Source organism: Halogeometricum borinquense DSM 11551 (genome assembly GCF_000172995.2).
Classification (GTDB): Archaea; Halobacteriota; Halobacteria; order Halobacteriales; family Haloferacaceae; genus Halogeometricum; species Halogeometricum borinquense.
In genome coordinates this window covers 336,002-362,194 of record NC_014735.1, presented here as the reverse complement: position 1 = coordinate 362,194, position 26,193 = coordinate 336,002, and the positions used below count along the sequence as shown (strand labels likewise).

Below are 26,193 nucleotides of genomic sequence, written 5' to 3'. Positions count from 1 at the left end.
CGATACAGGAATAGTGCCGCGGGATGGACACGTGAGTATCCATCATCTGTGACTCTGGATGGCACTACAGAACGTCAAGAGGCTCTATTACAAGCCAAACGAGACGCTCACAAACACCTCACCAAAGCAACCCGCTGGACTCAACATGTAGCAAGATCAAAGGGCATTTGTCATTTCACATGTAGTTCTGGAACATGTCCCCGCGAAAACAGACCCGACGCAAAGTCCTTGCAGCGACCGGAGCGGCTACACTGACCTCCCTCACAGGATGTATCGGTGACATCATCGATGGAAGTCACCGTGTGTACAATCAGGATGCCCCTTTCGGTGACGTTACCGGAGCATGGCCAACCTATCAACACGACTTCGCGAACACGGGCTTTACAACAGATAGCGGTCCGTCGAGTGACGCAACACTCTCGCGTGTCGTCGAACTCGATAACGCGGCATTCGGAACGGCGGTCACACTCATCGATGGTCGTGGTATCGTCGGTTACAGCGGCGGGAGTAGCGAAGATGGCGAGTATCGATCTTTCACGCTCGACTCTTCAAGCGGGTCGTGGACAGTTGACTACAAATTAGGGAAATCGACGCCGACGATTGCCGGAAACGCAGTCTTCGTCTCAACAGCCGAATTCGTTGCCGCCTACGATGTACGGAACGGTAAACTCTGCTGGCGAGCAGACGACGGTGGCTCCGGTGGTGCAGAGAACGCACCCATACTCGCTGAGGGAACTCTCCTTGATTACACCACAAGTACTGTTAACGGCCGCGACCCTGCAACTGGTGAGAAACGTTGGCAGTACGGCGTCGATGATTCCCTAGTCCCACCTGTCACCCGCGACGGCACCGCATATACAGCAACCGAGACAGGTGCCGCCGCCTTTGATCCGAAATCCGGTGAGGAGGTGTGGCGGCAGGCCGATCTCCCGGAGAGTTCCGCTCCGCTCGCAGTCGGCGACAATCATCTGTACTACTCCGCAAAAGGGGAGGATCTATACGCGCTTTCGTTGGACGATGGAGCCTCACAGTGGCAAGCATCTATCCCACTGTCGGAACGTGGGAGCCATTACACCGCTATTAGCGACGGAACGCTCCACGTGCAATCTGCGGATGGCGTCGTTGCGGCGTTCGACGCGGTTGACGGCAGCAAGAAGTATATAAAACAACTCGAAGCTGATCTCCGACAACGGCCACCAGTTGTCGCCGACGATACACGGTTCTCGCTGGGTGACGAGACGTTATACGCGTTTGATGTTGAAACCGGAGATATCCAGTGGTCGCTCCCGCTTGATACCGAACCAGTATCTGGTGGTGTCCCCTCGATTCGTGGGGAAGAACTCTACTTTGTTAGCAATTCCCACCTTCTCCGGGTATCGAACTAGCTATTAGTGAGTAAATCTATGAGTTTGACCGACTGCTAGGAACACGATTTCGATACGTATCTCGGCTTCAAGACTCCATCTACAGAAAATAAGGTGAGTGCCTCGGGGTCTCGCACATCGCGGAGCGATGTGCTGGATACGGGACCGCTTAGATTTCCCTTGACTTGTCTCTGAGATGATTCACTAATTGTTGCCACCAGATGTGGAATCTCGCACGCCCGCGATCATACTACATGTTGATATTCCAATATGCGAGCGTACCTTGAGACACAGAAGGCCATCCCGCAAGTTGAGTCGAACTAGGCGATATCGGCAGTCGCAAACCGCCGACAAGCCAGTAGCATTGGAACGAGTCCCCATATTACAAGTACGAGAACCGATACCCATCCTGAGAGAAACCATGGAACTGACTCAAAAAGCTCAGATACGATAATCGTCGTTGGCCGCGGAATATCGGTAAGAACCTTTGTTAATACGTCTCTCGCGGGACCATGTGAGTTTGGGACACCGATCGCCCAATTAGTCGCGGCAAAGTACGCGTTCATCGGAAGCAGTCGCTCTACGAACAGAAAGAGGGCGGGATCATCTCCAACCAGCCAGCTTACAGCTGGCGTTACTAACGTCCAAGCCATCGGCAGTAAGTATACAGAGATAACGACGGTAATCGCCTGACGGCCAGTTTTAGCGACCACTGAGGTGGCCACCGCAAACGAGAGCCAAACGAACAGATAGCCGATCGATAACAGCGGGACAGTGACTGCTGTCAAAACCGGTGGCTGGCCATAGATAGTCGCCGAAACTGTGAGTCCGCCGAGAATTGCGAGCGCGGTAAACGTACCGAGTGCGAGTCCTTCGCCGAGATACTTCTCAAAAACGTACCTCCAGCGGGCGTACGGGAGTTTCAGTAGCAGTCGTATTCGTCCACTCGCTTGATCGCTCGTAACAGAGGCGTATCCAGCGAAGATTGCGATGAGACTTCCGAAGTACGCGATATTACTTTGGATGATGACGAATCCGTGTTCGGAGCCAGGATCGTAGTTGGGGGACGCACCGATTCCCAGCATCTGTGCCACGCCGAGGCCGCACAAAAAGAGCCCATACATCCAGTAGCGAGGGCTCTGTACTTTCGTCCAGAACTGTTTACTAGTCAGTGGAAGCCGACTCGACACCGATTGGAGAACGGTCTGGGGTGGATACATTAAGTCAGTGCTACACTGCGCAATTAGTTGATGATCGCTCTTCGGCCGCAGCTAGGTCGGTCCTATTCGAACTCATTGAGACACACGTGTTACTCTACCATCATATTTCTGTATGTTTGACTATAATGTTGTCATTGCTCGCGGACGGCGTCGGAGTAGCATACTGGAGTTATCTATTGGCGGAACTTTGGAGAAGAATGTAACTCTGGTGAATCTCCATACGATGGTTGGTTTCAGTGTTTCACGGCACGCTTAATCGTATGAACGACACATTTCACGACGAGTTCACGAAATTCTCAGTAGCGTCAAGCCCTTGGACTCGTGTTCTATCTCGGCCCATTTATCGCATTCTTCACCGCGTCCCTGCTCGGAATTCAAATTACCACTACGTTTCGGTGCCGTGTCAACCCACGATGACCAGCCGAGGTACGAGTTAGATGTCGCCGTTGATGATGTCCGAGACTCGCTGTCGGTCGAACAGTTGCTGTTCTGCGGGCACCTCGGGGAACGTCTCGGCGTCGAACGCGCCGAACTCCTCAGGATACAGCTGTTGGGCGACCAGTTCGGTTTGAAGGAGGTTCACCAGCGGCCCCTGGGAACCGAACGCACCTGGGTACACGTTGCCCTCCTGGACAGCGGTGAGTTGGCTCCCGGTGGGGTCTTCTTCGAACGGCGTCACGAACTGCTCGCGGAACGCTTTCGGTGAGAACGTGTCCTGATCGCCCGTCGTGCTGATTCCCCAGTGGACGACGAGAATCTCTGGATCCACTTCGAGCAGTGTTTCGTAGTCGATAGTCCCTGCCTCGATGTGGTCTGCGGTGAACGCACTCCGGATGTCGAGGTCCCGATACGGCTTCAGCTCGACGCCCTCGTCCTGTGTCCGCATCGGATAAAACGTCCCTTCGTTCGGGTTCGACGCGCTGTTGATCAGTGCGATTTCCGGCCGTTCGTCAGCGGGCGGGAGCCGGGATTGAATCTCGTCTTGTACCGAGGCGTGAACCTCGGCGAGTGCCTCGTACCGCTCGCGCTCCTGGAACAGCTCTGCGAGCCGTTCTAACGCCTCGTACATCGAGTAGAGTTTGTAGTCGTGCCAGTCGCGGCGGCGGAGGATGTTGTTGCCGAAGAATGGGGCGACGTTCTCGCTGATCTCGTTGGTGTCGGACTTGTCCCACGACTTGTCCCAACCAGTCTTGTGCATGTAGTTCGGGTCCATCAGAATCACGTCGGGATCCTGCTCGTAGAAGATCTCCTTGTCCCAGTTCGTCTGCGACAACGACTCCGTCTCCGAGAGCGGTGGGACATCGAGTCCGAACGGCTCGAAGAGAAATCCGGGAATCATGTAGGCCGAGGTCAGGAACCCGTCGCGTTGACCCAGTGCGAAGGCCATGTCCGCCCACTCACCGTTGTTGACCATGTACGTCTCTGGGACTTCCTCGAAGGTCTGACACCCCACGGGCTCGATGCAGGCTTCGTACGACTCGGCGGGGGTGCCAGTTGCACTCGCGGTTGGTTCGGCCCCGCTTGTATCGGTTGGTGCCGATTCAGTGCTTGACTGACTTGAACAGCCAGCGAGTAGTCCCCCGCCGACGACTGCCCCGCCGTACTTCATGTAGTCTCTGCGCGTCAGTGCCTCGTGTTGACTGGAATCTCCTGTCATACGATTTAGGCCAGCCTAAAGGTTAATAGTGCTTCCGGTTTTGGTAGGCCGAAACGTTTCCTCAGAGAGTAGGTTTCACATCCAATCTGAGAGATATGCAAAGGAAGAGCCCTCAGCACTGTTGATTGTGTATAAATAAGGCGAACTGATGGAACAATGTGGCCGCCGATTGACCGACGTATTTGTCACAGCGCTTGAACTCCGCAAGCACCCCCGTGAAGGAACAGATTGCTGTACTGTACTCACCGATCTCAGGCTTCAGCTTCAACGCGCTCGTGAGCGCGTGCCCATCGGGAGGGTGCTGTGCGACCGAGAGTTTGACTCGAAAGTCGTGTTTCAGACGCGTTCGACCCTTGATGTGAACTATCTCATCCCGAAGCGGGTTCATAGTTCCGAACGCGAGGTCATCGAGACGATGGACGAAAATGGGCAAGAGGTCGCCGTTGAATCAGCCTCTGTCTACGTTGAGCAGGGCTCGCACGCGATGCAATTTGGTAGCACGATTTCGTTATTCAGTTCTACGCCTGAACTCATTGTCGTATTCGGGGGCCAGAAGTCCTCTGCATCGTCATTTTGCCTCCTGAGTTAAATGTCGGATTATATGACACCCCTCTCTCCGAGCGCCAAATGTACTGGTTAATTGGACTGGATTACTCTCTCAGAATGGTTTTATCATTAAGATTCTTAGACTTCTGGAATTGTTAGATAAACATCCAGCAAGAACTGGGATAGAAAGAACACCAATCGTCTGAACCACACTCCGTCTCTAAATTTTATTACTACATTCTATAAATAAAAACCCGGTGGAAATTACATATAATTTGTGAGTGCGTCGAGTTGGTCTGCTCAGCACTGATCCCGCTGGATTAACGCTTAATGCCGATTCGGGCCGCCCACCGTGAGTGGCGACACTTTTTGTGTGGTCGAATTTTAGGCTGATTTCACGTATTCGATGATACCTCACCGAGAGATCGTTGATACAGTTCCGATGTGATCCGCCGAACCACGATAAGTCCCGAAAACACGCGAAAATAGCCCCATCTTCCGAGGTTGTGCGTCTTCATATTCTGGGGATGAGTTCACTAGCTATCCTTCATTTCATTATCAGCGTATCGGAGAACAAGCCAAATAGGGATTATACTTGCAAGTATGAGAAATAAGATGCCAGCCACCCAGCTTATATTAGAAATATATTCATATACTCCCCCCATAACGCCTCTAGTGGCTAGCAGCAGAAATACAAGAACTACGAAGACGAAAATAAAGTGGAGTCCCTTTCTTGAGCGCGGATTACCTGTCTCCATATTGTAGAAATTCTATCTATATCACAATATTTCTTTCCCTGCAGCTTGCAGCCGTAGTGATTAGTGGTCTCAAGAAATAAGCTCTTGAAATAAAGTCACTTAAGCAGTTACCCCTTAGTAAAGAACTCATAGTCTCGATCAACGTCTTCGCGGGAACCACCTGTCACGTCTTCACCGAACGGATCAACATACGGATCACCACAACCTCGGAGGATGGACTATGATGTGTGCCTTTTATCCAATTCTATAGAGTTTGAAATCTGCTGCAATCTTCTATTTCTAAAATGTACGATCTGCTACGATATTGTGGTAATATACAGTTGAAAAATGGTATATGTAGATTGTTGTGTGTTCCTATATTCATTTTCTAGTTGTACCACTGCACTTGGATGGTATTTAATATTAAAATAGCACGCCTACTACTATAATATCTCTATATGGTTATATATCCGATATATACGAGCAACCGGCACTGTCTAGTTAAGGTGCGAGCAGGTCGAAGAGCTAGTGTTTCATGCCACTCTCAAACCTGCTCAAGCAGAGTTTAGACACGGCTACGCTTGAATGTTGGCAGCGGGAGCGGACGGTGACGTCCCAAACTCGCGACGCGAGTTTGTGGGCTCGAAAGACGCTTTCGTCTTTCGAACGTTGACGAGACGCAAAGCGTCTCGTTCGCACACCAAAAATCGAAGATTTCTGGGGACGCCCGTCAGGGCGTTCGCCGTCCGCCTCCACACTGCCGGTCTCTCGCTCAGGGAAACAGAAGCGATACTCCGCTTGATTGGCGTAGATCGCTCGTTTCAGGCGATCTTCCAGTTGGTTCATCGGCTGGCCGACAGCGTTTCGGACCCTCAAAATGCGAGTTGACCGCTTTCACAATTCATGGGTAGGCAGTCGGCTGAGCGTTCGCCAGTGGCTTGCGCTGTTCGTTCATTACTATAACTTTCAACGACCGCATCAAGCGCTCAATGGACGAACACCGGTCGAGGAGGTTAACTAGACAGTGCCCTTTCCCGTGTCTCGGGACGATTATGCTATCAGTACAGGTAACCGAGTGATCAATCCTCCTCATCCTCCTCGTCCTCCATACCGGAAAGGCGACGGACCGACTTTAACCATCTCTCTTTGGCCATTTGTCCGGGGGCGAGCGGATCGTACACGATGTCCCCAGCCGTACCGAGATGCTCACCGTCTCTGCCGGTCTTCGCCCGCCACAGGCCCACGATCATTGCGATTGCCAAAGACGCAAAAAGGATGGCCAATGGAACGCGGGCGAAACTATCGACCGCCCACACCATTGTAAGCAGTACGAGACAGCCCAGCGTAGCCGCGTAGAGGAGGTGAGCGAGCGAGGTACCCGATATCTCGAACGTTTTTCTCATATATCCACTAACTAACTGATCAGTGGTCATCGTATATTTGTTATTTGATTAACATCCCTCATATCACGCTACAGTAGAGAAGAAGCTGATCAGTCTGCATACCTACTGATCGGCTGATTTTCTCTCCAACGCTGTAAATAAGTCGCATATCAAATCCATCCTCCAAGGTTGTGCCGCTCCTCCTAAAGTTCTGATTAGCTCAACATCGGGGAGAAATGTTGTTGAGTTGTTGGTTTGTAGAAATCCAAACGCAGAATCTGTGGGAACTTCCAAGCCAACAAATTTGATATAGCACTATGAACTTTATAAAATATGGAACGTCGAATTTGGCGTCTCTACTGTCTAAATTCGGCTGATTCCGACCACCAGCACAATACTTTGTTTTACTCCGATAAAGACAAGTGGATTTAGAGGGGTCCGCGCTGTCCCCTCATCGGTACTGCTCCGCCCAACGAAATCGCATGTGAAGCCAGAAACTGGCAGCCTCGGTGTCTCGTGGCCTGCGCTAGCAGCCAATGAGTCAAAAAGCCTGATCGTGAGGACCGCTTCGAGCCACTGTCAATATTCACTGTCGGTGTGGCCACCGAAATCTATCGCTAGCGACCACAACCGCTACGCCGACGTGAGCGCGAGTCCGTCGGATCCAGTTAAACGCGTGGCCACAAATACGACTGTGACGATGGCGGCGAACTCAACGACACCGACGAGCAAGTGGAAGCCGTCCGGGATGTGGACGCCGACTAAGAAGGGTGGTTGGTTCATCGTCGCGTGGAACAATGCGACCAGCCACAGGTTCCGGGTTAGCGCGTACACGAGACCGTAGGCGAGTCCCATGAGCGTCAGACCGAGGAGTCGCGTCGCCAGCGCGGCACCGACCCCGTGACCGGACATGAGGAACCATCGCGGGAGGTGAAACAGTGCGAATAGGATCGCTGTGATCCCGACACCAACTGCGACCGCTTTGCCTGTTTTACCGCCGGCCAGCGAGACGAACTTCGACTGGAGGTACCCGCGAAACACGAGTTCTTCCGGAATCGCGGTGAACAGCACCGAACTGACGAAGGCGGCGAGATACATGAGCGGGTGTGCAGCGACTTTCGATCCGGACACCTCGAATCCGCTGACGCCGTCGAGGGCGAACCCATACGCAACGAGATTGTATAGCACCCAAAACACGGTCACAACCAACAACGCGGAAAGAAGTGAGCGAACTGGTGACAAAATCGAGCGCGGTGAAACTCCCTCAACGGTAAACGCGCCGATGGCTAGGATGACGAGGAAGATGCCCCAACCCATCCCGGCGATGGGTGATGCGCCGTCCGAGAATACTACCGCGAATCCGGAGAGGACGGTAATGAGTAAGAGATACGTTGTAACGGGAATCAGCGACCCGCCCTCGAAGGTCGGCAGGTCTCTCTCAGCACGCAACATCCAGTCAAAATTTTATTATCTTCTTTATATCACCTTTCATTCTTGACTGTCCCCGCGTCGTCTTACGCATCCGCCGGAGCGACTGTCGATGATTACGCGTCAGGAAACGGTTTCGACGCCCCTTCAGTTGATATCCCTGATACTTTCAGTCGATATCTCCGGCAAGTACGTGAGCGCGAACGCCGTCCACGACGCTCGACCCGTCCTCGACAGAGAGCGGCGGTAGCGTGACTACTGGACAGTCGGTCATCTCGGCGAGTACGTCAGGGTTCGTACGCGCGGCGAGCGACTCGCCCTCGTACTCGTTCAACACGACTGCTGGGACGTCTATCCCCCGGTTCCGAAGCGCCGAAACCGAGAGCGCAGTGTGGTTCAACGTACCGAGCCCGGACCGTGCGACGACGACGGCCGGAATTCCGAGGTCGGAAACGAGATCGATCACCTCGCGCCCATCGGCCAACGGAACGCGGAGTCCGCCGATTCCTTCTAGTACGCCGATCTCGTGTGCTGCAAGATGCTCGGCGGTCTCCTCACGGATCGACTCGTACTCCAACTCGACGCCAGCGACATCGGCCGCGACTTCCGGGGCGAGCGCCGGTTCGAGCCGACGAAGACACGTCGCCGCTGCTTCGGTTCCACAGATATCGGCGACGAACGCGGCGTCGTCGTCCGGCGGATAGCCGGTTTGGGCAGGCTTGATGGCACACGCGTCGTGTCCCGCCTCTCGTAACGCACCGACGAGACCGGCCGTCACCACTGTCTTCCCGACACCCGTGTCAGTCCCGACGACGGCGAACGCGTCGTCGGGTAACTCGAACGCCGTCATAGTAGATCCAACTCCTGTCCGGCGGCCTCGAAGGCGTCGAGACAGCGGTCGATGTCAGCTTCCGTGTGCGTGGCCATCGGTGAGACGCGGATGCGACTCGTCCCTTCTGGGACGGTCGGCGGCCGTATCGCCGGAGCGACGATGCCGCGCTCCCGAAGACGCTCTGCGAGTGCCACTGCGTCGCTCCGGTCACCGATTACAACGGGGAGTATTTGCGTCGTCCCGAGCACGTCGTAGCCGAGTGCTTCTAATCCACTCCGTAGTCGGCTCACGCGATCCCACAACTGCTCGTGACGCTTTTCTTCGCGTGCGATACGGAGTGCTTCTCGTGCGGCACCGACTGCCGGCGGCGTGAGACCCGTCGAAAAGACGAACGACCGGGCGGCGTTCGCTAACTGTTCGACGAGCGCGGTACTCCCGGCCACGTATCCACCTTGACTAGCCAACGCCTTCGACAGCGTGCCCATCTGTACGTGGACGCGGTCGGACAGTCCCTCTCGTTGAACGATGCCGCCACCGTCGTAGAGACCGGTCGCGTGAGCCTCGTCTACCATTACCCACGCTCCGTAGCGCTCGGCTACGTCGCAGATGTCTGCTAACGGAGCGACATCCCCGTCCATGCTAAACACCGAGTCAGTTACGATCAGCCACGAGTCGTCCGGTGTGCTGGACCGGGAGCGGTCGGCCATCGCTGCCGCGAGCGAGTCGGCGTCACAGTGGTCATAGACGACCGTCTCGGCGTCCGAGAGCCGACAGCCGTCAATGATGCTAGCGTGGTTGAGTGCGTCCGAGAAGACCACGTCCGGGTCGAGTGCGCCGATGGTCCCGACGTTCGCGGCGTACCCCGAGGAGAACAGAAGGGCGCGTTCGGTCCCTTTCGCGTCGGCGAGGTCACGCTCCAGTCCTCGGTGCAGACCGGTATCACCGGTGACCAACCGACTCGCACCGGCTCCTGTTCCGACCGCTTCGGCCGCTTCTCGTGCCGCGCGGACGACGCGTTCGTCCTGCGTGAGACCGAGATAGTTGTTCGCTGCGAAGACGATCTGCTCAGCGCCGTATCTCGGCTTCTCACCCCCCGGATCAGACGCCATCCGTGAGCGTGCTGCAACGTGTTCGACCGGTTGGAGGGTCCGCCGAAGACCCTGCTGGTCTCGCTCTGCGAGGCGTGCTGCCGGGTCGAAGCCGAAATCTCCCTCGTTGGTTGCTTCGGTCCCCTCGGCCCCGCCACTGGGTCGGGGTTCCGTCTCCTTTGTCATCTTCGCCCCGTCAGAACCCTGGTAGCAGTTCGGCCGGGCCGAAGACGCCGTACTCGCCGCCACGGTTTCGGCGGACGGCAGACTTCAGATAGCCGAGTGCTGGGCCGTTAACGTTGGCTTCCATGCTGGTGGCGTCGTCCAACTCGAACGTGTTGGTCCCGCGTTCGCCGTCGAATGTCGTCCCCGTCACGCGAACCGTCGTCGTCGTGGGCTTTTCATCCGAGGTGACATCGAGAATCCCACCGACGGTCACGTCCTCGGCGTCGCAGATACCAGCACGTTCGAGCAGGACGTCGTCGGCGTGTTCCATATCGTGGAACTCCAAGACGCCGTCGTGTTCGTCGATAACCGCCTCGATCTCCTCGTCGCTCATCTCACGCACCGTCTCGATGTCGTACTCCGGCAGGTGGGCGATGTCCTCGCGGACGGTGCCGCGATTGTCTTCGTAACCGGATTTGAGTCCGACACCCCACCAGATTTCGACTTCTTCGACGGTGACAAACGACTGGGCGGCCAACGCCGCTGCACCCGTCAAGAATCCGGGCGTCGCACCGGCACCGCAGACGAACGTGATACCTGCCGACTCGAATGCGTCGGTTCGGTCTTCGAGCATTCCGATGACCCGCGACCGTTTGAGTACGTCCACGAGAACGCCTGAATAGTCGGCTTCCACGAACCGGTCGGCGACGCGCGGGATGAAGTCGTGCTCGAAGTTCGGCAGTGCGATCAACACGGCGTCGATAGCGTCGCTTTCGGCGATCACATCGTCAATCGGTGTTTCGGTCGAGACTGCCTGACTCGACGCCGCGACACCTTTGTTCTCGCCGCTTTCTTTCACCGCTGTCGTCCCACCGTCGGAGGCGATGTTGCCTTCGGTCGCGGACAGCAGTTCGTCTACGTCAAGTCCGTCATGGTCGATTGCGACTCCATGTCGGTCACATGCCGCCACCGGCGTGAGTTCCGGCTTCTGTTTCGAGACGTCGAGCGTCCGTCGTCCGATACCGCCTGTTCCGAGTACTGCGAATCGAATCTCGTCCATCGTTGTCGTCGTGGTGTCTGTTGTCGGTTTGTCTGCGTCGTTCATCGGTCAGTCACTGATCTCTGCGTTACTTGTCGCACTGCCGGCCGCGGTCGTCGAATACTCCGCTTCCGCGGCGTCGTCGGAACGGGATTTGACCTCCTCCGGGTCGAAATCGTTTACCTCTCTGTTGGGCTGTAACCCGGCGCGCTCGACGATTTCGATGTCGTCGCCGGGTGACTGCCCTTCGGTCGTGAGGTAGTCGCCGGTGAGAATCCCGTCGGCACCCGCCTCGAACGGCCGGTGCTGTTCGTCCGTATCGAGGTTGACTTCGCGGCCGCCGGTGAGGCGTACTCGCGCGTTCGGGTGGAGTAGCCGGTAGACCGCAATCGTCTGCAGCAGTTCCTCGGTCGAAATCGTGGCTGAGTCGCCGAATTGATCGCCGAGATCGGTTCCGGCGACGGGATTGAGGACGTTTACCGGGAGCGATGAAATACCGATGTCGCGGAGGGCGAGTGCGGCGTCGATTCTGTCAGTGGGGGCTTCGCCCATCCCGAGAATAACGCCGGCACAGAGATCCATCCCCGCTGCTTTCGCGCGTTCGAGCGTCTCAACGCGGTCCGCAAAGGAGTGCGTCGAGACGACTTCGGGGAAGTACGCTGGCGACGTCTCGATGTTGTGGTTGTAGTGATTGATTCCCTCAGAAGCGAGGATCTCGGCCTCTTCTTCCGTGAGAATACCAAGACTCGCATCGACCTCGACGTCGGTTTCGTCGCGGACGAGACGAATCGCCTGAATCACTTCTTCCCACTCTTCGGGGCGTTTCTCTTTGCTTACTCCTTTCTCGGCGACGACAATGCCGAACCGCTGTGCGCCGTCGCGTTCTGCTCGTTTTGCCGCCGCAAGCACTTCCTCGGGACCGAGAAAACCGTACGTATCGATTCCTGTATCGAAGTGGACCGACTGGGCGCAGAAGCCGCAGTCCTCCGCACAGTTTCCCGCTTTGGCGTTCACGATGCTACAGGCATCGACTGTTCCGTCCCCGAAGTGTTCTCGCACGGCGTTCGCCGCCGGTGCGAGGTCTTCGACCGGTTGTGCAATCAGGGCCAATGCTTCAGTTCGATCTATTTGGCCGCCATCGAGTACTTTGGCGACCGCTTGATCGACCGTTCGGTTACCTGTCTCGTAAACCACGAATGAAATCGGAGTTTACGAGACTGTAATAGTTCCGGTGGACCCGGATACTCCGCTCCGGCGATTCGACTCACGAACGGAGCTATCAACCACCGTATCTCTTAGTCTGATATTAAATCAACTATTTATTGTCTGTATTCATATATTTTTGCGCTCGTAAAACCAAGTGGATTGAAGACACCGGTGTTCGTCTGGTGGAGCACGTAGATGTCCACGCCAGATTCGGACCGGGACTCCGGGGAGTTCGAAAGTGAGGAGTCGGACGGAACGCGCGCGCAGTCGGAGGTCGCCGCTGCAATCGCACGATATCTCCGTTCGAACGGCGATAGTTCGCAGTACCGCTCGACGGCCGAATCGGTCCTCTCGAAGTTCGAGACGTGGCTCCGGCGGCGCGGAAAGGACACGTTCGATGCGTTCGAGGACGAGGGCGAGCAACTGCTTCGACGTTACTCTGACCGACTCGCCCAGCGTGTCGAAGCGGACGGAATCTCGGCGTCGTCGGCGCAGACGTACTACAACGTCATTTCCGGATTTCTTGGGTTCTGCGTCCGCGACGGAGCGCTCACGCGGAATCCTGCACTCGCGGACCGAGCGCGCGAACCCCTCCCGCGAGACGACGAAGATCACAGCCAGCAGTTCTGGACGCGAGAGGTTCGCCGCAAACTCGTCCAGCACACAAACGACGCCGCGTACGAAGCAATCGAGAGTGACGGGATGGATGCCCGACAGGAAGTCCGTGACCGCGCGCTCGTTCACGTTCTCGCGTACACGGGTGTCCGCGGCGCGGAGGTGTTCCGCGTCAGCGGTGACAATCGAGAAGGCAGACAAGGTCTAACCTGGGCACGCGTGGACACGGATGCGTGGACGTTCCGTGTGTGGGGGAAAGCACAGGAATGGGAGGATGTCTCCGTCCCCAAACAAGCGCGTGAGGCTCTCCGACGGTGGCGGACCGTCCTCGATCCGCCGTCGGCCGAGTGGCCCGTGTTCCCGACGGCGCATGCGCCGTCGAAGTACGCCGCCGTCCGCGATGCGCTCGGCACCGATGATGCGAACGCCCGTCTCGACGGTGCAGAAGTGGACGACGTACTCCGAGACGAGGACGTCGCACCGCCCGCCATCACGACAGAGGGCGCACGGCGCGTTCTCGAACGGATAGCGGACACCGCGGGCGTCGATATCGACGGCAAGCCACCGCTCCCGCACGGGGCGCGCCGCGGACTCGGTGACGAACTCTTCCGGACCGACCGCGGACTCGCACAGGACGTACTTCGCCACAAATCACTCAGCACGACGAAGGAGGCGTACTCGCACATCGACGCATCCGAGCGCGGCGAGGCCGTCAGCGACGTGTTAGACGAGTAGCGGTCGAATCGGAGAACCGGACTGTGGGAGACGTTCGGGTTCGACCGAGTTGCGTTCGTTGGAACTTCGTGTTATCCCCTGAGATTAATAGCTTGCTTGCCGACACGACTACGTAATGGCCGACGCGCGACGCATTGTACTCGACGTTTTGAAGCCGCACGACCCGCCGCTGAGGAAGTTCACCGAACACATCGCTGACGCCGAGACGGTGGATGCAGCCACCGGATCGCTCATCGAACTCGATCAGGAGGTCCAGAACGTGAAAATCACCGTCGAAGGAACCGCCTTGGACTACGTCGCTATCGAGGAGTCAATCGAAAATCTCGGTGGAACTGTCCACTCCGTGGACCAAGTCGCGTACGGTGAATACATTGTCGAAGACCACCGGACGTTGCAGGACGGGTAATCGTCGTGGCGTCACCGACGAGTCGGTTTCTCCGCCTCCTCCGTGACGAATCCGTTCTCGCTATCGCCCGTCGGTACTTCGTTTCGAACGGGTTCGACGGGACACTGACGAGTATCGGTATCATCGTCGGTGCAGTTCTTTCGGGTATCCCAGATGGCTTTACCGTCGTGAAAATCGGTGTCGGTGCCGCCGTCGGGTTGGGTACTTCGGCCGTCTGGAGCGTCTGGGAGATCGAACGCGCCGAGACACGGGCCGATATTCGCCGCCTCGAACGCGCGATGCTGGTTGATCTGGATGACACGCAGATCGAACGGAAGAAACGTGGCGCACGAACCGTCCACGCGACGCTGAGCGGACTCGGACCGCTGATCGGTATCCTCGTCCCGCTCGTCCCGTTCGCATTCGAAGGGTCGGTGTTCTCGATGGCGGAGGCCGGATTCGTCGGCGTCGCTCTTGGAACTGGCATCTTGGCCGTCTTCGGAGCGTACATGGGTTCGATTTCCGGCCAGCGCTGGTACGTCTCAGCGTTCCGGATGGCGCTCGCGGGACTTGTCGTTGCCGGAATCAACGTTGTTCTCCCGAGTTGAGGTGGTCGGCAGCGGCCGTTGGTGGTGGCCGTCGTCTACGGCGGAGCGTCAGTCACCACCGAGTTCGAGATCAGCGTCTGCGGACTCGACGGAATCGAGTATCGGACGGTGACCACTTTCTCGGCGCTTGACCACCCAGCCGACGAGAACCAAAACTGGCGCGCCGGTGAGAAGCACGGCTCCCAACAGCCCCCAATCACTGACACTGAGCGGAACGGTTCCGAAGTAGGTTCGAAGCGGCGTGTAGAGGACGGCCAACTGGAGGAGTAACGACGCGACGACGGCGACCGCCAGCCACGCGTTCGAGAACGTGGGCGTCTCTTTCGTCCACCTGACGACGTAGAGTTTAACGAACTCGAAGAGGACGAAGCCGGTGAACACCATCGTCATCGCGTACGGCGTCACCGACGGTGCGCCGTTGAGGGTGTAAAACATCAGCCCCAACATGAGAACGGTCACTGTCACACCCGCCCCGCTGATAAGTTCGAGCATCATTCGGTCGATAATGCCCGTCACGCGGTCTCGCGGCGTTCGATCCATCACATCTCCCGAGGGATCCGTCCCGAGCGCTAACGCCGGGAGACCATCGGTGAGGAGGTTTATCCACAGTAGTTGAACTGCTGGAAGGATGAGATAACCGAATAACGACGCGATAAACACAACCAACACCTCGGCGACGTTCGCGCTGAGCAGATAGGCGACGAACTTCCAGACGTTGTCGAAGATTGTTCGTCCGCGTCTGATCGCGTTGCGAATTGTCGCGTAGTTGTCGTCCAACAGGATGATGTCGCTCGCTTGCTTTGCCACGTCGGTACCGCGAACGCCCATGGCGATCCCGACATCGGCGTTTTTCAGCGCCGGCGCGTCGTTGATGCCGTCCCCGGTCATCGCCACTCGATGGCCGTTCGCTTGCAGCGACTTGAGGATACGCACCTTGTGCGAGGGCTCCGCTCGGGCGAACACGTCTACGTCTTCGACACGCTCCCGCAGTTCGTCCTCGTCCATCGAGTCCACGTCAGCACCACTCAGCACGTCCGATTCGACGCCGACCTGCGAGGCAATCGCCTGCCCAGTCGTCGGATGGTCGCCGGTGATGACCTTCACGTCGATTCCCGCCCGTTTTGTGTCCTCGATAGCGTCGCGTACCTCCTCGCGCGGTGGGTCGATGAGACCTTGGAGGCCAACGAAAATGAGATTCTCCTCGGGACCACCGTCGTCATCTCGGTCCTTGTAAGCGAACGCGAGGACGCGAAGCGCGTCTGCGGCGAATTCGTCTATCTGGTCGCGGATTCGCGTTCGCACGTCGTCGTCCATCGTTGTGATCCCCTCTGCGGTGAGGACACGCGTCGTCCGGCGGAGAATCTCGTCCGGCGCACCCTTGACGTACACTACGTCGTCGTGAATCGTCGCCATCCGTTTTCGCTCCGAGGAGAACGGAACTTCGTCCCGTCGCGGACGCTCCGCTCTGCGAGCAGCAACGTCGAACCGCCGCTCCGCGGCCGCAACGAGTGCCCGTTCCGTCGGATCGCCCTCCTCGGTTGTCGCATCGTTGCAGAGTGCGCCGATTTCGAGGAGTCGGTCGAACCGCTCGTCTGCTCTCTCTCCCGCTTCCTCATCCGCTGGCTTGTCTCTCCCTTTGTCTGCCGATTCACTCGTCGCTTTTTCCGCTGGATTTCCCGCCGAATCCCGCCCGATGTCGAACGCTTGGCCGTACACCCAGGCACCACGGACGCGCATCTCTCCCTCCGTCAGCGTCCCCGTCTTGTCCGTACAGACCACGTCCACGGCACCGAGGGCTTCGACCGCTGGAAGCGTCCGAACGAGGGCGTTCTCGTCGGCCATTCGACGCACGCCGAGTGCGAGCGTCAGCGTGACGACGGCTGGGAGGCCCTCTGGAACCGCCGCTACGGCCAACGAGACGGCTGTAAGCCCTGATTGAACGAGTGATCTCCCACCGACGAAGACGAGTAGCGGGACGAGAACGGCCGAGAGCGCGACGACGCCGAGTCCGAGGCGGCGACCGAGTCGGTCTAAATCCTGTTGGAGCGGCGTCTGAAGATCCTCTGCGCTACTCAGCGCCTCTGCGATGGAACCAACTTCGGTTTCCATCCCGGTTGAGACGACGACGGCGACGCCTCGACCGCGGGTGACGTTCGTCCCTTTGTAGGCCATACTCTCCCGTTCTGCCAGCGGCGTGTCGGCGTTCACCGCCTCCGTCGTCTTCTTGACGGGAACGCTCTCGCCGGTTAGTGCGGACTCGTCGATTTCCATGTTCTGCGCTTCGACGAGTCGGCAGTCCGCGGGGACGACATCCCCCTGTCCGACGACGACGATATCACCGGGAACCAGTTCCGTCGCCTCCACGCTCTGTTCGTCGCCGTCGCGGCGGACAGTCACTGTCGGCGTCGTCAGTTCTCGGAGGGCGTCCAGGCTCTGCTCTGCGCGGTACTCCTGGACGAATCCGAAGGCGCCGTTTGCGAGGAGGATAATACCGATGAGAACCGCGTCAACAGTGTGGCCGATGCTGAACGAGAGTACTGCCGCGAGCAGTAGTACCCAGATGAGCGCGCTGGAGAACTGTGCGAGGAAGATCCGCAGTGGACCTCGCTGTCGCTCACCCGTGATTTCGTTCGGACCAACCGTCTCGTAGCGCTCGGCGGCGTCTGTGGCTGAGAGGCCGGACGCGGTCGTATCCAGTTCCTCGTAGCTCTCTTCGGGGTCGCGTGCGTGCCAATCCATCAGCGTTCGTTGCCGTTCGTGTTTTGTCGCTACCGAAACAATAGTTTCTGTTGTTCTGCTGGTACTGACTTGCGTACCAGTTGGCTCGTCACTGTTGTCTCACTACTATCACTGTTGTATCACCACTCACTGGTGGATCACCACTGTCGCCTGTTGCACCGCTCGCGCGCCGCACGCGTGACAGCGGCGGCCGCGATCACCACTGTCATCGTACGCTATCGGTCGCTATCCTTGCGTATCTTTGGACGATATTTGTTGAAAAAGGCAGCTACGAATCGGCGTCCGCCTCTCTATCAGTACCCTGTTGGTCTGACTGTTAGTCCGTACTTTTCCGTTTCTGCGTCGGATGATCTGTGACGAGTACCTTCGTGTGATCCGGAACGTCCTCGGACACCCACGAGTTGGCACCGACGCTGACGTGGTCACCGACGGTAATCGCACCCAGCACCTTCGTACCGGCACCGATGACGACGTGGTCTCCGATGTCCGGGTGTCGCTTGTACCCCTTCTTTAATTTGTGCTCTTCGGTCTCGTCCTTCTCGAAGTGCAGTGCGCCGAGCGTCACGTCTTGGTAGATCCGGACCCAGTCGCCGACGGTTGCCGTCTCCCCGATGACGACGCCGGTCCCGTGGTCGATGAAGAAATACTCGCCAATCTCGGCACCGGGATGGATGTCGATTCCGGACTGTGTTTTGGCGAACTCGGTCAGTTCGCGGGCGTACTCACCCGCGTCTCGTTTGTAGAGTTCGTGGGCGACGCGCTGGACCATGATGGCGAGAAATCCCGGATACGACCTGATGATCTCCATGTACGTCTTCGCCGCCGGGTCGCCCTTGTACGCGGCTTCGACGTCTTTTTTCAGCGTTGCCCGAATCTTCGGTAGTTCGTTGAGAATCTGTTCGACCGTGCGAGACGGGTCGTCGTCTGCATATGGGCGAATCCCGGCGTAGAAAAGAGAGCCGAGGTTGTCGAGTTCGTCAAGGACTGCCGATTTGTCTCGGACGAGACCGGCGGCGTTCCAGCACGTCGGGAAGAACAATCGCTTCAGAATATCGACCTCCTCGCGTCTGTACCGCTGCGTCGGAAACTCCATCGCTGTCGGCTTCGGAAACGGGTCGGTATCGTCATGATACGAGGCGAACAACCGTTTGTGGGCGTCACCGGTGTACCGATATTCCATACTGACTGTTTGCCGTCGAGCGTCTTAGTCTTGGATATTTCTCTATCTGAGCCTCTCAGCTACGTTTCCCACCTCAGACTGCTCTCTGTCGCAATTGCACCTGTATTGAGGGACAAATATATCACGATTAGTAGCCATATACAACTATGGACGGCGAGTGCTACTTTTGTCATGGACTCGTCCTTCCGGACGAACGGGACGATATCCTCCTTGCGGACCACGCCGAGCATCGCGTGTTCCTCCACGAAGAGTGCGCGAGGGGATACGAACTCGTAGATGAGTCGGACGAGGACCCCGGTGATGTCAAAGTGACGTGTCCCGAGTGTGGTGCCGTCGAGATACAGTAATTCGAACTGACGAGTTACCGAAGTTCCATGTTCTCGGCACGCTCGGCGGCGAGTTCGGCTATCTCATCGACGCTGCTGTCTGATCGGTCCGCAAGAACGCGAACGAGCATTCCAAGTTGAATCGCCGCAGTTTCTCTGAGTTCGTCCGCACGTTCGGTGTCGTTGCCGAAGTAGTACTCGTGGCGGCCATTTTCGTGGACGAGACCGGTGTAAACCGAACGGAGATTGCCATCCGTAATCGCTGCTGCGGCGTCCGCTCTGACTTCGTCGAACTGTGGGTTCTCCATACTGCACAACGTGACCCCGAGTCTCCTAACCCCTTTGCCAGCGGACGCGTTGCATCGGTCGCTGGCGATTCATTTCGTTCGCTTATCCCGCGGCCTCCACGTAGCCTCGCACCGGCATTTTTTACCTCACCCGGACCGATATCTGAGTAGATGGTACGAAGACCGAGTTCTGACGGCCGATATTCCGTTTTTCCGCCCGGTTCGGTCTCAGCGGGAGTGACTTCGAGGCGGTCACTGCTGCCGTCCGAGATGCGGCCGACTCGGGATTCGTTACGACTGCACCGACAGTCAGAGGACGCGCTGACGACACCCATCCCACCTGCTCCGGTCTGGAGGCATCATGAGCACTGACGACCCACTACCGAGCATCCCTGACGTTACCGACCCGCGGCCCCAAACACCGGTCACGAGCGAGTTCGAGACCGGAACTGCGTCTGATCCGCCGACCGGAACGTCCGGAGACGCGTCGACGACGCTCCGAGTGAACGACGAACTCGTGACCGTCCCCCCGGGTTCGACGGTAATCGATGCCATGCAGGCGGCCAGTGATCAGACGGTTACTGTCAGCCCCGGTGCGGATGTCCTCCACGACGATGCCGACGTTCCCGCACTCTGTTACTACGACCGCGAGGGTGACTGTAGCGACGAAGTCGGCCCACGTAGTGAGTGCCGAACCTGTATCGTCGAGACCGACGAACACGGACTCGTCCCGTCCTGTTCGTTCCCCGCGGAAGACGGTCTTCGCGTCCGGACCGACACGGTGGACGCCGCGGAGTCTCGGAGCGTCAACCTCGATCTCGTCCTCTCGAATCACAATCTGCGCTGTACGACCTGTAACGGAAACGGTCGGTGTGAACTTCAAGAGACAGCTATCGGTGCGGATGTCGAGCATCCCCGATACGGCGTTTTCGACGACCGCGCGGAGTACGAACCGCTGGACGACACCTCGTCGTTCATCCAGATCGACCGCAACAAGTGTATCCTCTGTAACCGCTGTGTCGAAGCCTGCAACGACGTACAGGTCGAGGGGGTTCTTCGCATTGAAGGGAGCGGTCCGGACACCCGAATCGGATTTCAGTCGGACGCCGAGACGATGGCTGACTCAGAGTGCGTCTCGTGCGGGCACTGTGCGACGGTTTGCCCGACCGGTTCGATCACCGAGAAAGGAATCGGCGGGGCCGGAACGCTTCCACTTCCGGGTTTTACCCAACGAAACTCGGTCGGAACGGTCATCGATCACGAGTCCGTCGAAACGATAGACGACACGCCCGCTCCGAACCGTTCGTTCGGGGTTCGTGACGGAGATGAGGGCGATGCCGCCGACCGGTCAGGCGTTGCGCGATTTATGGCGAACGCGAAGCGCCGCGCCGACGACATCGGGCGGAAACTCATGCTTACCGGGGAACACACCGCCGAAGGTATCGCGGCCAACACGCTCCCTGAAGGACGACTGTTCGACGTTGCGAGCGCCGTCGGAGCGTACCGACTCGGGAAGCTAAACCGTGCAGAGACGACCTGCGGGTTCTGCGCTGTCGGCTGTCGGTTCGAGATGTGGGGCAAAGACGGCGACTCGCTGGGTGTCGTCCCTATCGAAGACCCTGATAGTGCACCCGCGAACAACTTCTCGACCTGCGTGAAGGGGAAATTCGGTCACGAGTTTGCAAACAGTCGGAAGCGACTCACCCGACCGCTCGTTCGCAACGATGCGGGCGAATTCGAACCGACCAGTTGGGAAAATGCTCTCGATTACGTTGCTGATCGCCTGTCCGAAATTCAGGACGAACACGGCGTCGATACCGTGGGCTGTCTTGCATCTTCGAAAGGGACCAATGAGGAGGCGTATCTGGTCCAGAAGTTCGCACGACAGGTGCTCGGCACGAAGAACATCGACAACTGCGCGCGTCTGTGCCACTCTTCGACTGTCGCGGCACTCCAGCAGACGCTCGGGTACGGCGCGATGACGAACCGCATTAACGAAGATATCGGCCACGCCGACGCGTACCTCATCAGCGGGTCCAACACGACCGAATCACACCCCGTGTTGGCGACGCGAATCAAGCAGAACGTCCGCGACGGTGCTGATCTCATCGTTTTCGACCCGCGGAAAGTCGGTATTGCCGAACACGCAGACCAGTACACTCGGACGCGACCCGGATACGACGTTGCATGGCTCAACGGTCTCATCCGGTATCTTATCGAGAACGACTTACACGATACGGCCTTCATCGAGCGAAACACGAAGGGGTTCGAGAGCGTCAAAAAGAAGGTTCAGGCGTTCACCCCCGAGCGAGTCGAAGAACTCGCGGGTGTTTCCCCGGACGAACTGGCCGCCGCGGCCGAGACGCTCGCGGCCGCAGACACCGTCGTGTTCGGGTGGGCGATGGGGATGACACAATCCAGTCACGGCACCGAGAACCTCATCGCGATGGCCGATTTGGCGCTCACGCTCGGACAGGTGGGGAAAGAGGGTGCCGGTCTCTCGCCGTTCCGCGGGCAGAACAACGTTCAGGGCGGTGGCGGTGACATGGGGACCCTTCCGGGGAGTCTGCCGGGGTATCAAGACCCGGCGGACGACGACGTAGGCGAGAAGTTTGCCGAGGCGTGGGGCGAGCGACCGCCCGAAGAACCCGGCCTCAAAGTTCCGGAGATGTTCTCGGAGATACACGAGGGGAACCTCAAAGGGATGTATATCGTCGGGGAGAACCCCGCGCTCTCGGAACCGGACGTAACACACGCTGCCGAGGCGTTAGAGCAGATCGACTTTCTCGCCGTCCAAGACATCTTCGTGACCGAGACCGCCGAGTACGCGGACGTGATACTGCCTGCGGCCACGTCGCCCGAAAAGCACGGCACGTTCACCAACACCGAACGTCGTATCCAACGCGTTCGTCCGAGTTCCGATCCGCCGGGTGAGGCCCGACAGGACTGGGAAATCACGCAGGCGTTGGCGAATCGCCTCGGTTACGAGTGGGACTACGACCATCCAAAAGAGGTGATGGCGGAAATCAGCAGTCTCGCGCCAATCTACGGCGGTGTCACGTACGACCGATTGGAAAACGGCGACGAACACGGTCTCCAGTGGCCGTGTTGGGATGAAACCCACCCGGGTACACCGTATCTCTACGACTACGAGGAGGGGAATTTCAACTTTGACGACGGACTCGCGCGGTTCGTTCCCGCCGACGGCGGCCATCCCGGTGAACTGCCGGACGAAGCGTTCCCGTACACGCTCACTTCGGGCCGCGTTCTCTACCACTGGCACACCGGGCAAATCACGCGTCGCGTCGAGGGTCTGATGAGCCACGTCGGAGAGAGTTTCGTCGAGATAAGCCCTGAGACGGCAGCACAGATTGGTGTCGAGGACGGCGAGTACGTCCGTGTCGAGTCCCGGCGCGGGGCTATCGTCGTCAAGGCGACCATTACCGACCGTGTCGGGAACGGAACGTTGTTCATTCCGATGCACTTTGCTGCCGGTGCCGTCAACAAACTCACGCAGGAGAATTTCGACCCGCAGACGGGCATTCCAGAGTACAAGGTGTCGAGCGTCCGCGTCGAACCACTCGGTCCCGAGACGGACGAGTCTGTGCTTACAACACCTGATGTGGGCGGTCGTGGCGAAACAACAAGAGACGACTGACTCGCCGAGTTTCGTCTTGCCTTTCAGATTTCGATGGTTTGGTGTCAGAATAGGCCATACTAGCGGTGTTTAGGATAAGACAGTATCTAGATAGATCTTGACACCTTCATTTTGGAGATGAAGATTCAAATTTAGAATTTTCCCATTAGTGGTTTTCTATCCTCAGAAAACACCAATCCAGTATCGATGTATATTATGCATATTATATGTTATTTATCGGGTGTTTTTCTCTCTGAGTAGTACCTCAATTCTTTATATTTCCAAGATAACAATTGCCATGATGGTACAGTCAGATCGGCCGATTCACGTGCTTCACGTCGATGACGAACCTGACTTTGCGACACTGGCGGCCGACTTTCTCGAACGGGAAAACGACAGCTTTGTCGTTGAGACGGCAACGACTGCCGGAGCGGGGCTTGATGTGCTTGCCACCGAGGACATCGACTGTGTCGTCTCCGATTACGATATGCCGGAGCAGAACGGCATCGAATTTCTCAACGCCGTCCGTGAGGACTATCCTTCGCTCCCGTTCATTCTATTTACTGGCAAAGGAAGCGAAAGCATTGCCAGCGACGCTATTTCGGCAGGGGTAACCGATTATCTCCAGAAGCAGGCCGGGACGGGACAGTACAAACTGCTGGCGAACCGAATCAAAAACGTGGTCTCACAGTACCGTGCCGAACAGCAAGCGACCAAGACCGAACGCCGCTTACAGGAACTGAGCGAGGCAAGTAACGATGTCCTCTGGATGTTTTCATCGGATTGGGATGAACTGCTCTATATCAACTCCGCCTACGAAGATATTTGGGGCCGTTCGACGGAGACACTTGCGGCGCAGCCTCGGGACTTTCTACACGGCGTTCATCCCGACGACCGTGAGCAAGTTACGGCTGCGATGAACCAACTTTCGAACGGGAATCCGGCCGATCTCGAATACCGCGTCAACGAAGACGAAAACTATCAGCGATGGATCTGGGTACAGGCCGAACCGATCACCGACAGTGCTGGGACGGTCACTCGCATCGCCGGCTTCGCACGCGATATCACCGAGCGAAAAAAACGAGAGAGAACGCTTCGGCAGGAGCGCATGTTCATCGACCAAGCGCTCAATGCGCTCGATGACGCGTTCTACGTTATTAACCCGGATGGCACGATGCGACGGTGGAACGAGACTGCCTTGGAACGCACCGGGTACACCGATGCGGAAATCAGCGAGATGCAAGCGATTGAGTTCTTCCCCGAGGATGAACGAGAGCGGGTGGGTGAGGCAATCGAGGAGGCGCTAACGACGGGATCTGCCACTGTTGAAGCCAATGTACTCACGAAACATGGGGAGTACATCCCCCACGAGTTCACCGGCGCACGTTTGACCGACCCGGAGGGTAACCTCACCGGTCTCGTCGGTATCGCAAGAGACATCTCAGAGCGCAAAGCGCAGCAAGAGCGATTCCAAGCGTTCATCGAAAACTCGACTGACATCATCGTCGTCCTCGATGAAGACGGTACGTACTTATACCAGAGTCCGTCGGTCGAGCACGTTCTCGGATACGAACCCGAGGCGTTGCTCGGTGAGAACGCCTTCGAATACATCCATCCCGAGGACCGTCAGGAGGTCATGGAAACGTTCAGCGAGGCGGTCTCAAACCCGGAGATGACACCAACTGTCGAGTGTCGGTTCCGGCATAAGGATGGGTCGTGGCGCTGGATCGAAGCGGTCGGCAACAACCAGTTGGATAATCCCGCTGTCGAGGGGTTCGTGATTAACAGTCGGGATATCACCGAGCGAAAAAAGCACGAACAGGAGCTTTAGCGTCCGAAAGTACGTGCTGTACGGCGAAGTCGAGCGAGCGCTTCACGGCGGAGTATCAGCCTCGCTACGTCGTCGCCAGAGGGAGTTCGACCGTGAACACGCTCCCGTCCGGACCGGTTTCGGTGAGTTCGATCCGGCCGTCGTATCGGTTGGCCAGTCGTTTGACGATGAGGAGACCCAGTCCGTGCCGGTCATCCCACTTCTGGGCTGGTTTGAACAGATCCGACTGAACGGTTTCCGGAACGCCTGGACCGTTATCCTCGATGCGGACTGCCGCAGTATCGTCGGTGACGGATACCTCGGCAGATACCCAGGGTCTCTCGTCTGGGTTGTGCTCTACGGCATTTTCCAACAGGTTGGAGAGCAGTCGTTTGAGCATTAGATCGGCAGCGACGTACACCTCGTCCGGAATGTCCCGGTCGATATCGACCTCTGGATGTCGATCTTGGAGACTCGTCAGTTCATCTCGAAGCATCCGAGAGAGGTTGGTCGGTTCCATCGACGGATTCTCGCCAGCGGCCCGAAGAAGAAAGCGGACATCGTCTATTATTACTGTCAGCTCTCGGGCTTGGCGCCGGATCGTCGCGGCGTTGTCCTTTTCATCGCCGTCTAGAGACTCCATCAAGCCAGTGGCATATCCTTCGATGACGTTCGCGGTATTCAGTACTTCGTGGCGGAGCAACGCATTCAGATAATTGAGGAGTTCTCGACGCTCCTCAAGCTCCGCTGAGCGGATCAATTCGCGTTCACTGGCGAGTTCTTTCTCTATTCGTTGGGCGTTCAAGAACGCAAGGAGTAATCCACTGCCCCCTCCCACCGACAATCCCCACCGAATCGGAGAGAGGGTTTGGACGATTCCCACCTGTCGAAAGGTGACCCCAATGATTGTGAAGAATCCGCCGAGAAACATCATTCCAGTCATCGTAATCGCGAGCACTCGGGGGTAACGGACTTCGGGGACATCACTCCGCTTGAGCCAGTATCCGCCGATCATGAGATACAGTGCAAACGGGGCACTGGTCGTGACGCTCGCCCAAAACGGGATTCCTGTCGGGATCCGACCACTCATCCGAAGCAGGATTTCGGCGAGGCTGACACCGACGAGACCAACTCCGAATCCCATCGTAACGATTGGGAGTAATCGTCGGTATCCCCGAGTCATGATTGAGACATAACACGAAAGTAC

At 57.5% G+C, this 26,193-nt stretch carries 19 protein-coding genes and 3 pseudogenes; 10 read left to right on the top strand and 12 right to left on the bottom strand.

The genetic code is table 11. The features are described from left to right. Nucleotides 1-194: 194 nt before the first annotated feature. Nucleotides 195-1,385: an outer membrane protein assembly factor BamB family protein gene (locus tag HBOR_RS15825; RefSeq protein WP_006056124.1), complete on the top strand. Its 1,191-nt coding sequence runs from the start codon at nt 195-197 to the stop codon at nt 1,383-1,385. A gap of 299 nt (nt 1,386-1,684) precedes the next feature. On the opposite strand, the gene HBOR_RS15820 is transcribed toward HBOR_RS15825, so the two are convergent. Then, nucleotides 1,685-2,488: an ABC transporter permease gene (locus tag HBOR_RS15820; protein ID WP_006056125.1), complete on the bottom strand. Its 804-nt coding sequence runs from the start codon at nt 2,486-2,488 to the stop codon at nt 1,685-1,687. Nucleotides 2,489-3,017: 529 nt separating this feature from the next. After that, entirely contained in the window at nt 3,018-4,241 is a 1,224-nt protein-coding gene (locus HBOR_RS15815) for an ABC transporter substrate-binding protein (RefSeq protein ID WP_013446610.1), read from the bottom strand. A gap of 268 nt (nt 4,242-4,509) precedes the next feature. Between HBOR_RS15815 and HBOR_RS20355 the strand changes: the two are divergent. From HBOR_RS20355 to HBOR_RS19405, 3 pseudogenes are all read left to right on the top strand, one after another. Then, a pseudogene (locus HBOR_RS20355) lies at nt 4,510-4,731 on the top strand (transposase); the annotation flags it as partial. 1,328 nt (nt 4,732-6,059) lie between these two features. Beyond that, nucleotides 6,060-6,131 (top strand): annotated as a pseudogene (locus HBOR_RS20660) (IS6 family transposase); the annotation flags it as partial. A 62-nt stretch (nt 6,132-6,193) separates the two neighbouring features. Beyond that, a pseudogene (locus HBOR_RS19405) lies at nt 6,194-6,545 on the top strand (integrase core domain-containing protein). 58 nt (nt 6,546-6,603) lie between these two features. Here the strand turns inward: HBOR_RS19405 and HBOR_RS15800 are convergent. The 6 genes from HBOR_RS15800 to bioB form a co-directional block, all read right to left on the bottom strand. Further along, entirely contained in the window at nt 6,604-6,927 is a 324-nt protein-coding gene (locus HBOR_RS15800) for a hypothetical protein (RefSeq protein WP_244880408.1), read from the bottom strand. A gap of 612 nt (nt 6,928-7,539) precedes the next feature. Further along, nucleotides 7,540-8,358 carry a CPBP family glutamic-type intramembrane protease gene (locus tag HBOR_RS15795; protein WP_006056130.1) on the bottom strand — a complete coding sequence of 273 codons (819 nt, stop codon included), beginning with the start codon at nt 8,356-8,358 and terminating at the stop codon, nt 7,540-7,542. Between the two features lie 145 nt (nt 8,359-8,503). Beyond that, nucleotides 8,504-9,184 carry a dethiobiotin synthase gene (gene bioD / locus HBOR_RS15790; RefSeq protein ID WP_006056131.1) on the bottom strand — a complete coding sequence of 227 codons (681 nt, stop codon included), beginning with the start codon at nt 9,182-9,184 and terminating at the stop codon, nt 8,504-8,506. Further along, on the bottom strand, nt 9,181-10,440 hold the full coding sequence (locus HBOR_RS15785) for an aminotransferase class I/II-fold pyridoxal phosphate-dependent enzyme (protein ID WP_006056132.1): 1,260 nt from the start codon (nt 10,438-10,440) through the stop codon (nt 9,181-9,183). Before HBOR_RS15785 ends, bioD begins: the two co-directional genes overlap by 4 nt. Nucleotides 10,441-10,450: 10 nt before the next feature. Continuing rightward, nucleotides 10,451-11,479 carry a Gfo/Idh/MocA family oxidoreductase gene (locus HBOR_RS15780; RefSeq protein ID WP_006056133.1) on the bottom strand — a complete coding sequence of 343 codons (1,029 nt, stop codon included), beginning with the start codon at nt 11,477-11,479 and terminating at the stop codon, nt 10,451-10,453. Between the two features lie 48 nt (nt 11,480-11,527). Then, a complete protein-coding gene (gene bioB, locus HBOR_RS15775) occupies nt 11,528-12,652 on the bottom strand; it encodes a biotin synthase BioB (protein WP_006056134.1) in 1,125 nt (374 codons plus the stop codon). A 207-nt stretch (nt 12,653-12,859) separates the two neighbouring features. Here bioB and HBOR_RS15770 point away from each other — a divergent pair, with 207 nt between their 5' ends. The 3 genes from HBOR_RS15770 (at nt 12,860) to HBOR_RS15760 (ending at nt 15,007) form a co-directional block, all read left to right on the top strand. Continuing rightward, entirely contained in the window at nt 12,860-14,014 is a 1,155-nt protein-coding gene (locus HBOR_RS15770) for a tyrosine-type recombinase/integrase (RefSeq protein WP_006056135.1), read from the top strand. Between the two features lie 115 nt (nt 14,015-14,129). After that, nucleotides 14,130-14,420: a DUF211 domain-containing protein gene (locus HBOR_RS15765; protein ID WP_006056136.1), complete on the top strand. Its 291-nt coding sequence runs from the start codon at nt 14,130-14,132 to the stop codon at nt 14,418-14,420. A gap of 5 nt (nt 14,421-14,425) precedes the next feature. Then, nucleotides 14,426-15,007 carry a VIT1/CCC1 transporter family protein gene (locus HBOR_RS15760; RefSeq protein ID WP_006056137.1) on the top strand — a complete coding sequence of 194 codons (582 nt, stop codon included), beginning with the start codon at nt 14,426-14,428 and terminating at the stop codon, nt 15,005-15,007. A 48-nt stretch (nt 15,008-15,055) separates the two neighbouring features. On the opposite strand, the gene HBOR_RS15755 is transcribed toward HBOR_RS15760, so the two are convergent. Then, complete coding sequence (locus HBOR_RS15755; RefSeq protein WP_006056138.1) at nt 15,056-17,746, bottom strand: cation-translocating P-type ATPase; 2,691 nt, start codon at nt 17,744-17,746, stop codon at nt 15,056-15,058. A gap of 316 nt (nt 17,747-18,062) precedes the next feature. Continuing rightward, nucleotides 18,063-18,926 carry a serine O-acetyltransferase EpsC gene (gene epsC, locus HBOR_RS15750; protein ID WP_006056139.1) on the bottom strand — a complete coding sequence of 288 codons (864 nt, stop codon included), beginning with the start codon at nt 18,924-18,926 and terminating at the stop codon, nt 18,063-18,065. A 146-nt stretch (nt 18,927-19,072) separates the two neighbouring features. Between epsC and HBOR_RS15745 the strand changes: the two genes are divergently transcribed. Then, nucleotides 19,073-19,273: a hypothetical protein gene (locus HBOR_RS15745; RefSeq protein ID WP_006056140.1), complete on the top strand. Its 201-nt coding sequence runs from the start codon at nt 19,073-19,075 to the stop codon at nt 19,271-19,273. Nucleotides 19,274-19,287: 14 nt separating this feature from the next. Here the strand turns inward: HBOR_RS15745 and HBOR_RS15740 are convergent, their stop codons facing one another. Beyond that, on the bottom strand, nt 19,288-19,560 hold the full coding sequence (locus HBOR_RS15740; RefSeq protein WP_006056141.1) for a hypothetical protein: 273 nt from the start codon (nt 19,558-19,560) through the stop codon (nt 19,288-19,290). A 340-nt stretch (nt 19,561-19,900) separates the two neighbouring features. On the opposite strand from HBOR_RS15740, the gene fdhF reads away from it, so the two are divergent. After that, the gene (gene fdhF / locus HBOR_RS15735; RefSeq protein ID WP_006056142.1) at nt 19,901-23,197 is read left to right on the top strand and encodes a formate dehydrogenase subunit alpha; all 3,297 of its coding nucleotides are present in this window, start codon (nt 19,901-19,903) and stop codon (nt 23,195-23,197) included. Between the two features lie 277 nt (nt 23,198-23,474). Then, nucleotides 23,475-25,007 carry a PAS domain-containing response regulator gene (locus HBOR_RS15730; protein WP_006056143.1) on the top strand — a complete coding sequence of 511 codons (1,533 nt, stop codon included), beginning with the start codon at nt 23,475-23,477 and terminating at the stop codon, nt 25,005-25,007. Nucleotides 25,008-25,071: 64 nt separating this feature from the next. On the opposite strand, the gene HBOR_RS15725 is transcribed toward HBOR_RS15730, so the two are convergent. Continuing rightward, nucleotides 25,072-26,169 (bottom strand): sensor histidine kinase, encoded by a 1,098-nt coding sequence (locus HBOR_RS15725; RefSeq protein ID WP_241432406.1) that lies wholly within the window; start codon nt 26,167-26,169, stop codon nt 25,072-25,074. Nucleotides 26,170-26,193: the final 24 nt, after the last annotated feature.

Coding starts and splice junctions, on each gene's coding strand:
- HBOR_RS15825 (WP_006056124.1), top strand. CDS start 195: ATGTCCCCGCGAAAACAGACCCGACGCAAAGTCCTTGCAGCGACCGGA.
- HBOR_RS15820 (WP_006056125.1), bottom strand. CDS start 2,488: ATGTATGGGCTCTTTTTGTGCGGCCTCGGCGTGGCACAGATGCTGGGA.
- HBOR_RS15815 (WP_013446610.1), bottom strand. CDS start 4,241: ATGACAGGAGATTCCAGTCAACACGAGGCACTGACGCGCAGAGACTAC.
- HBOR_RS15800 (WP_244880408.1), bottom strand. CDS start 6,927: ATGAGAAAAACGTTCGAGATATCGGGTACCTCGCTCGCTCACCTCCTC.
- HBOR_RS15795 (WP_006056130.1), bottom strand. CDS start 8,358: ATGTTGCGTGCTGAGAGAGACCTGCCGACCTTCGAGGGCGGGTCGCTG.
- bioD (WP_006056131.1), bottom strand. CDS start 9,184: ATGACGGCGTTCGAGTTACCCGACGACGCGTTCGCCGTCGTCGGGACT.
- HBOR_RS15785 (WP_006056132.1), bottom strand. CDS start 10,440: ATGACAAAGGAGACGGAACCCCGACCCAGTGGCGGGGCCGAGGGGACC.
- HBOR_RS15780 (WP_006056133.1), bottom strand. CDS start 11,479: ATGGACGAGATTCGATTCGCAGTACTCGGAACAGGCGGTATCGGACGA.
- HBOR_RS15770 (WP_006056135.1), top strand. CDS start 12,860: ATGTCCACGCCAGATTCGGACCGGGACTCCGGGGAGTTCGAAAGTGAG.
- HBOR_RS15765 (WP_006056136.1), top strand. CDS start 14,130: ATGGCCGACGCGCGACGCATTGTACTCGACGTTTTGAAGCCGCACGAC.
- HBOR_RS15755 (WP_006056138.1), bottom strand. CDS start 17,746: ATGGATTGGCACGCACGCGACCCCGAAGAGAGCTACGAGGAACTGGAT.
- epsC (WP_006056139.1), bottom strand. CDS start 18,926: ATGGAATATCGGTACACCGGTGACGCCCACAAACGGTTGTTCGCCTCG.
- HBOR_RS15745 (WP_006056140.1), top strand. CDS start 19,073: ATGGACGGCGAGTGCTACTTTTGTCATGGACTCGTCCTTCCGGACGAA.
- HBOR_RS15740 (WP_006056141.1), bottom strand. CDS start 19,560: ATGGAGAACCCACAGTTCGACGAAGTCAGAGCGGACGCCGCAGCAGCG.
- fdhF (WP_006056142.1), top strand. CDS start 19,901: ATGAGCACTGACGACCCACTACCGAGCATCCCTGACGTTACCGACCCG.
- HBOR_RS15730 (WP_006056143.1), top strand. CDS start 23,475: ATGATGGTACAGTCAGATCGGCCGATTCACGTGCTTCACGTCGATGAC.
- HBOR_RS15725 (WP_241432406.1), bottom strand. CDS start 26,169: ATGACTCGGGGATACCGACGATTACTCCCAATCGTTACGATGGGATTC.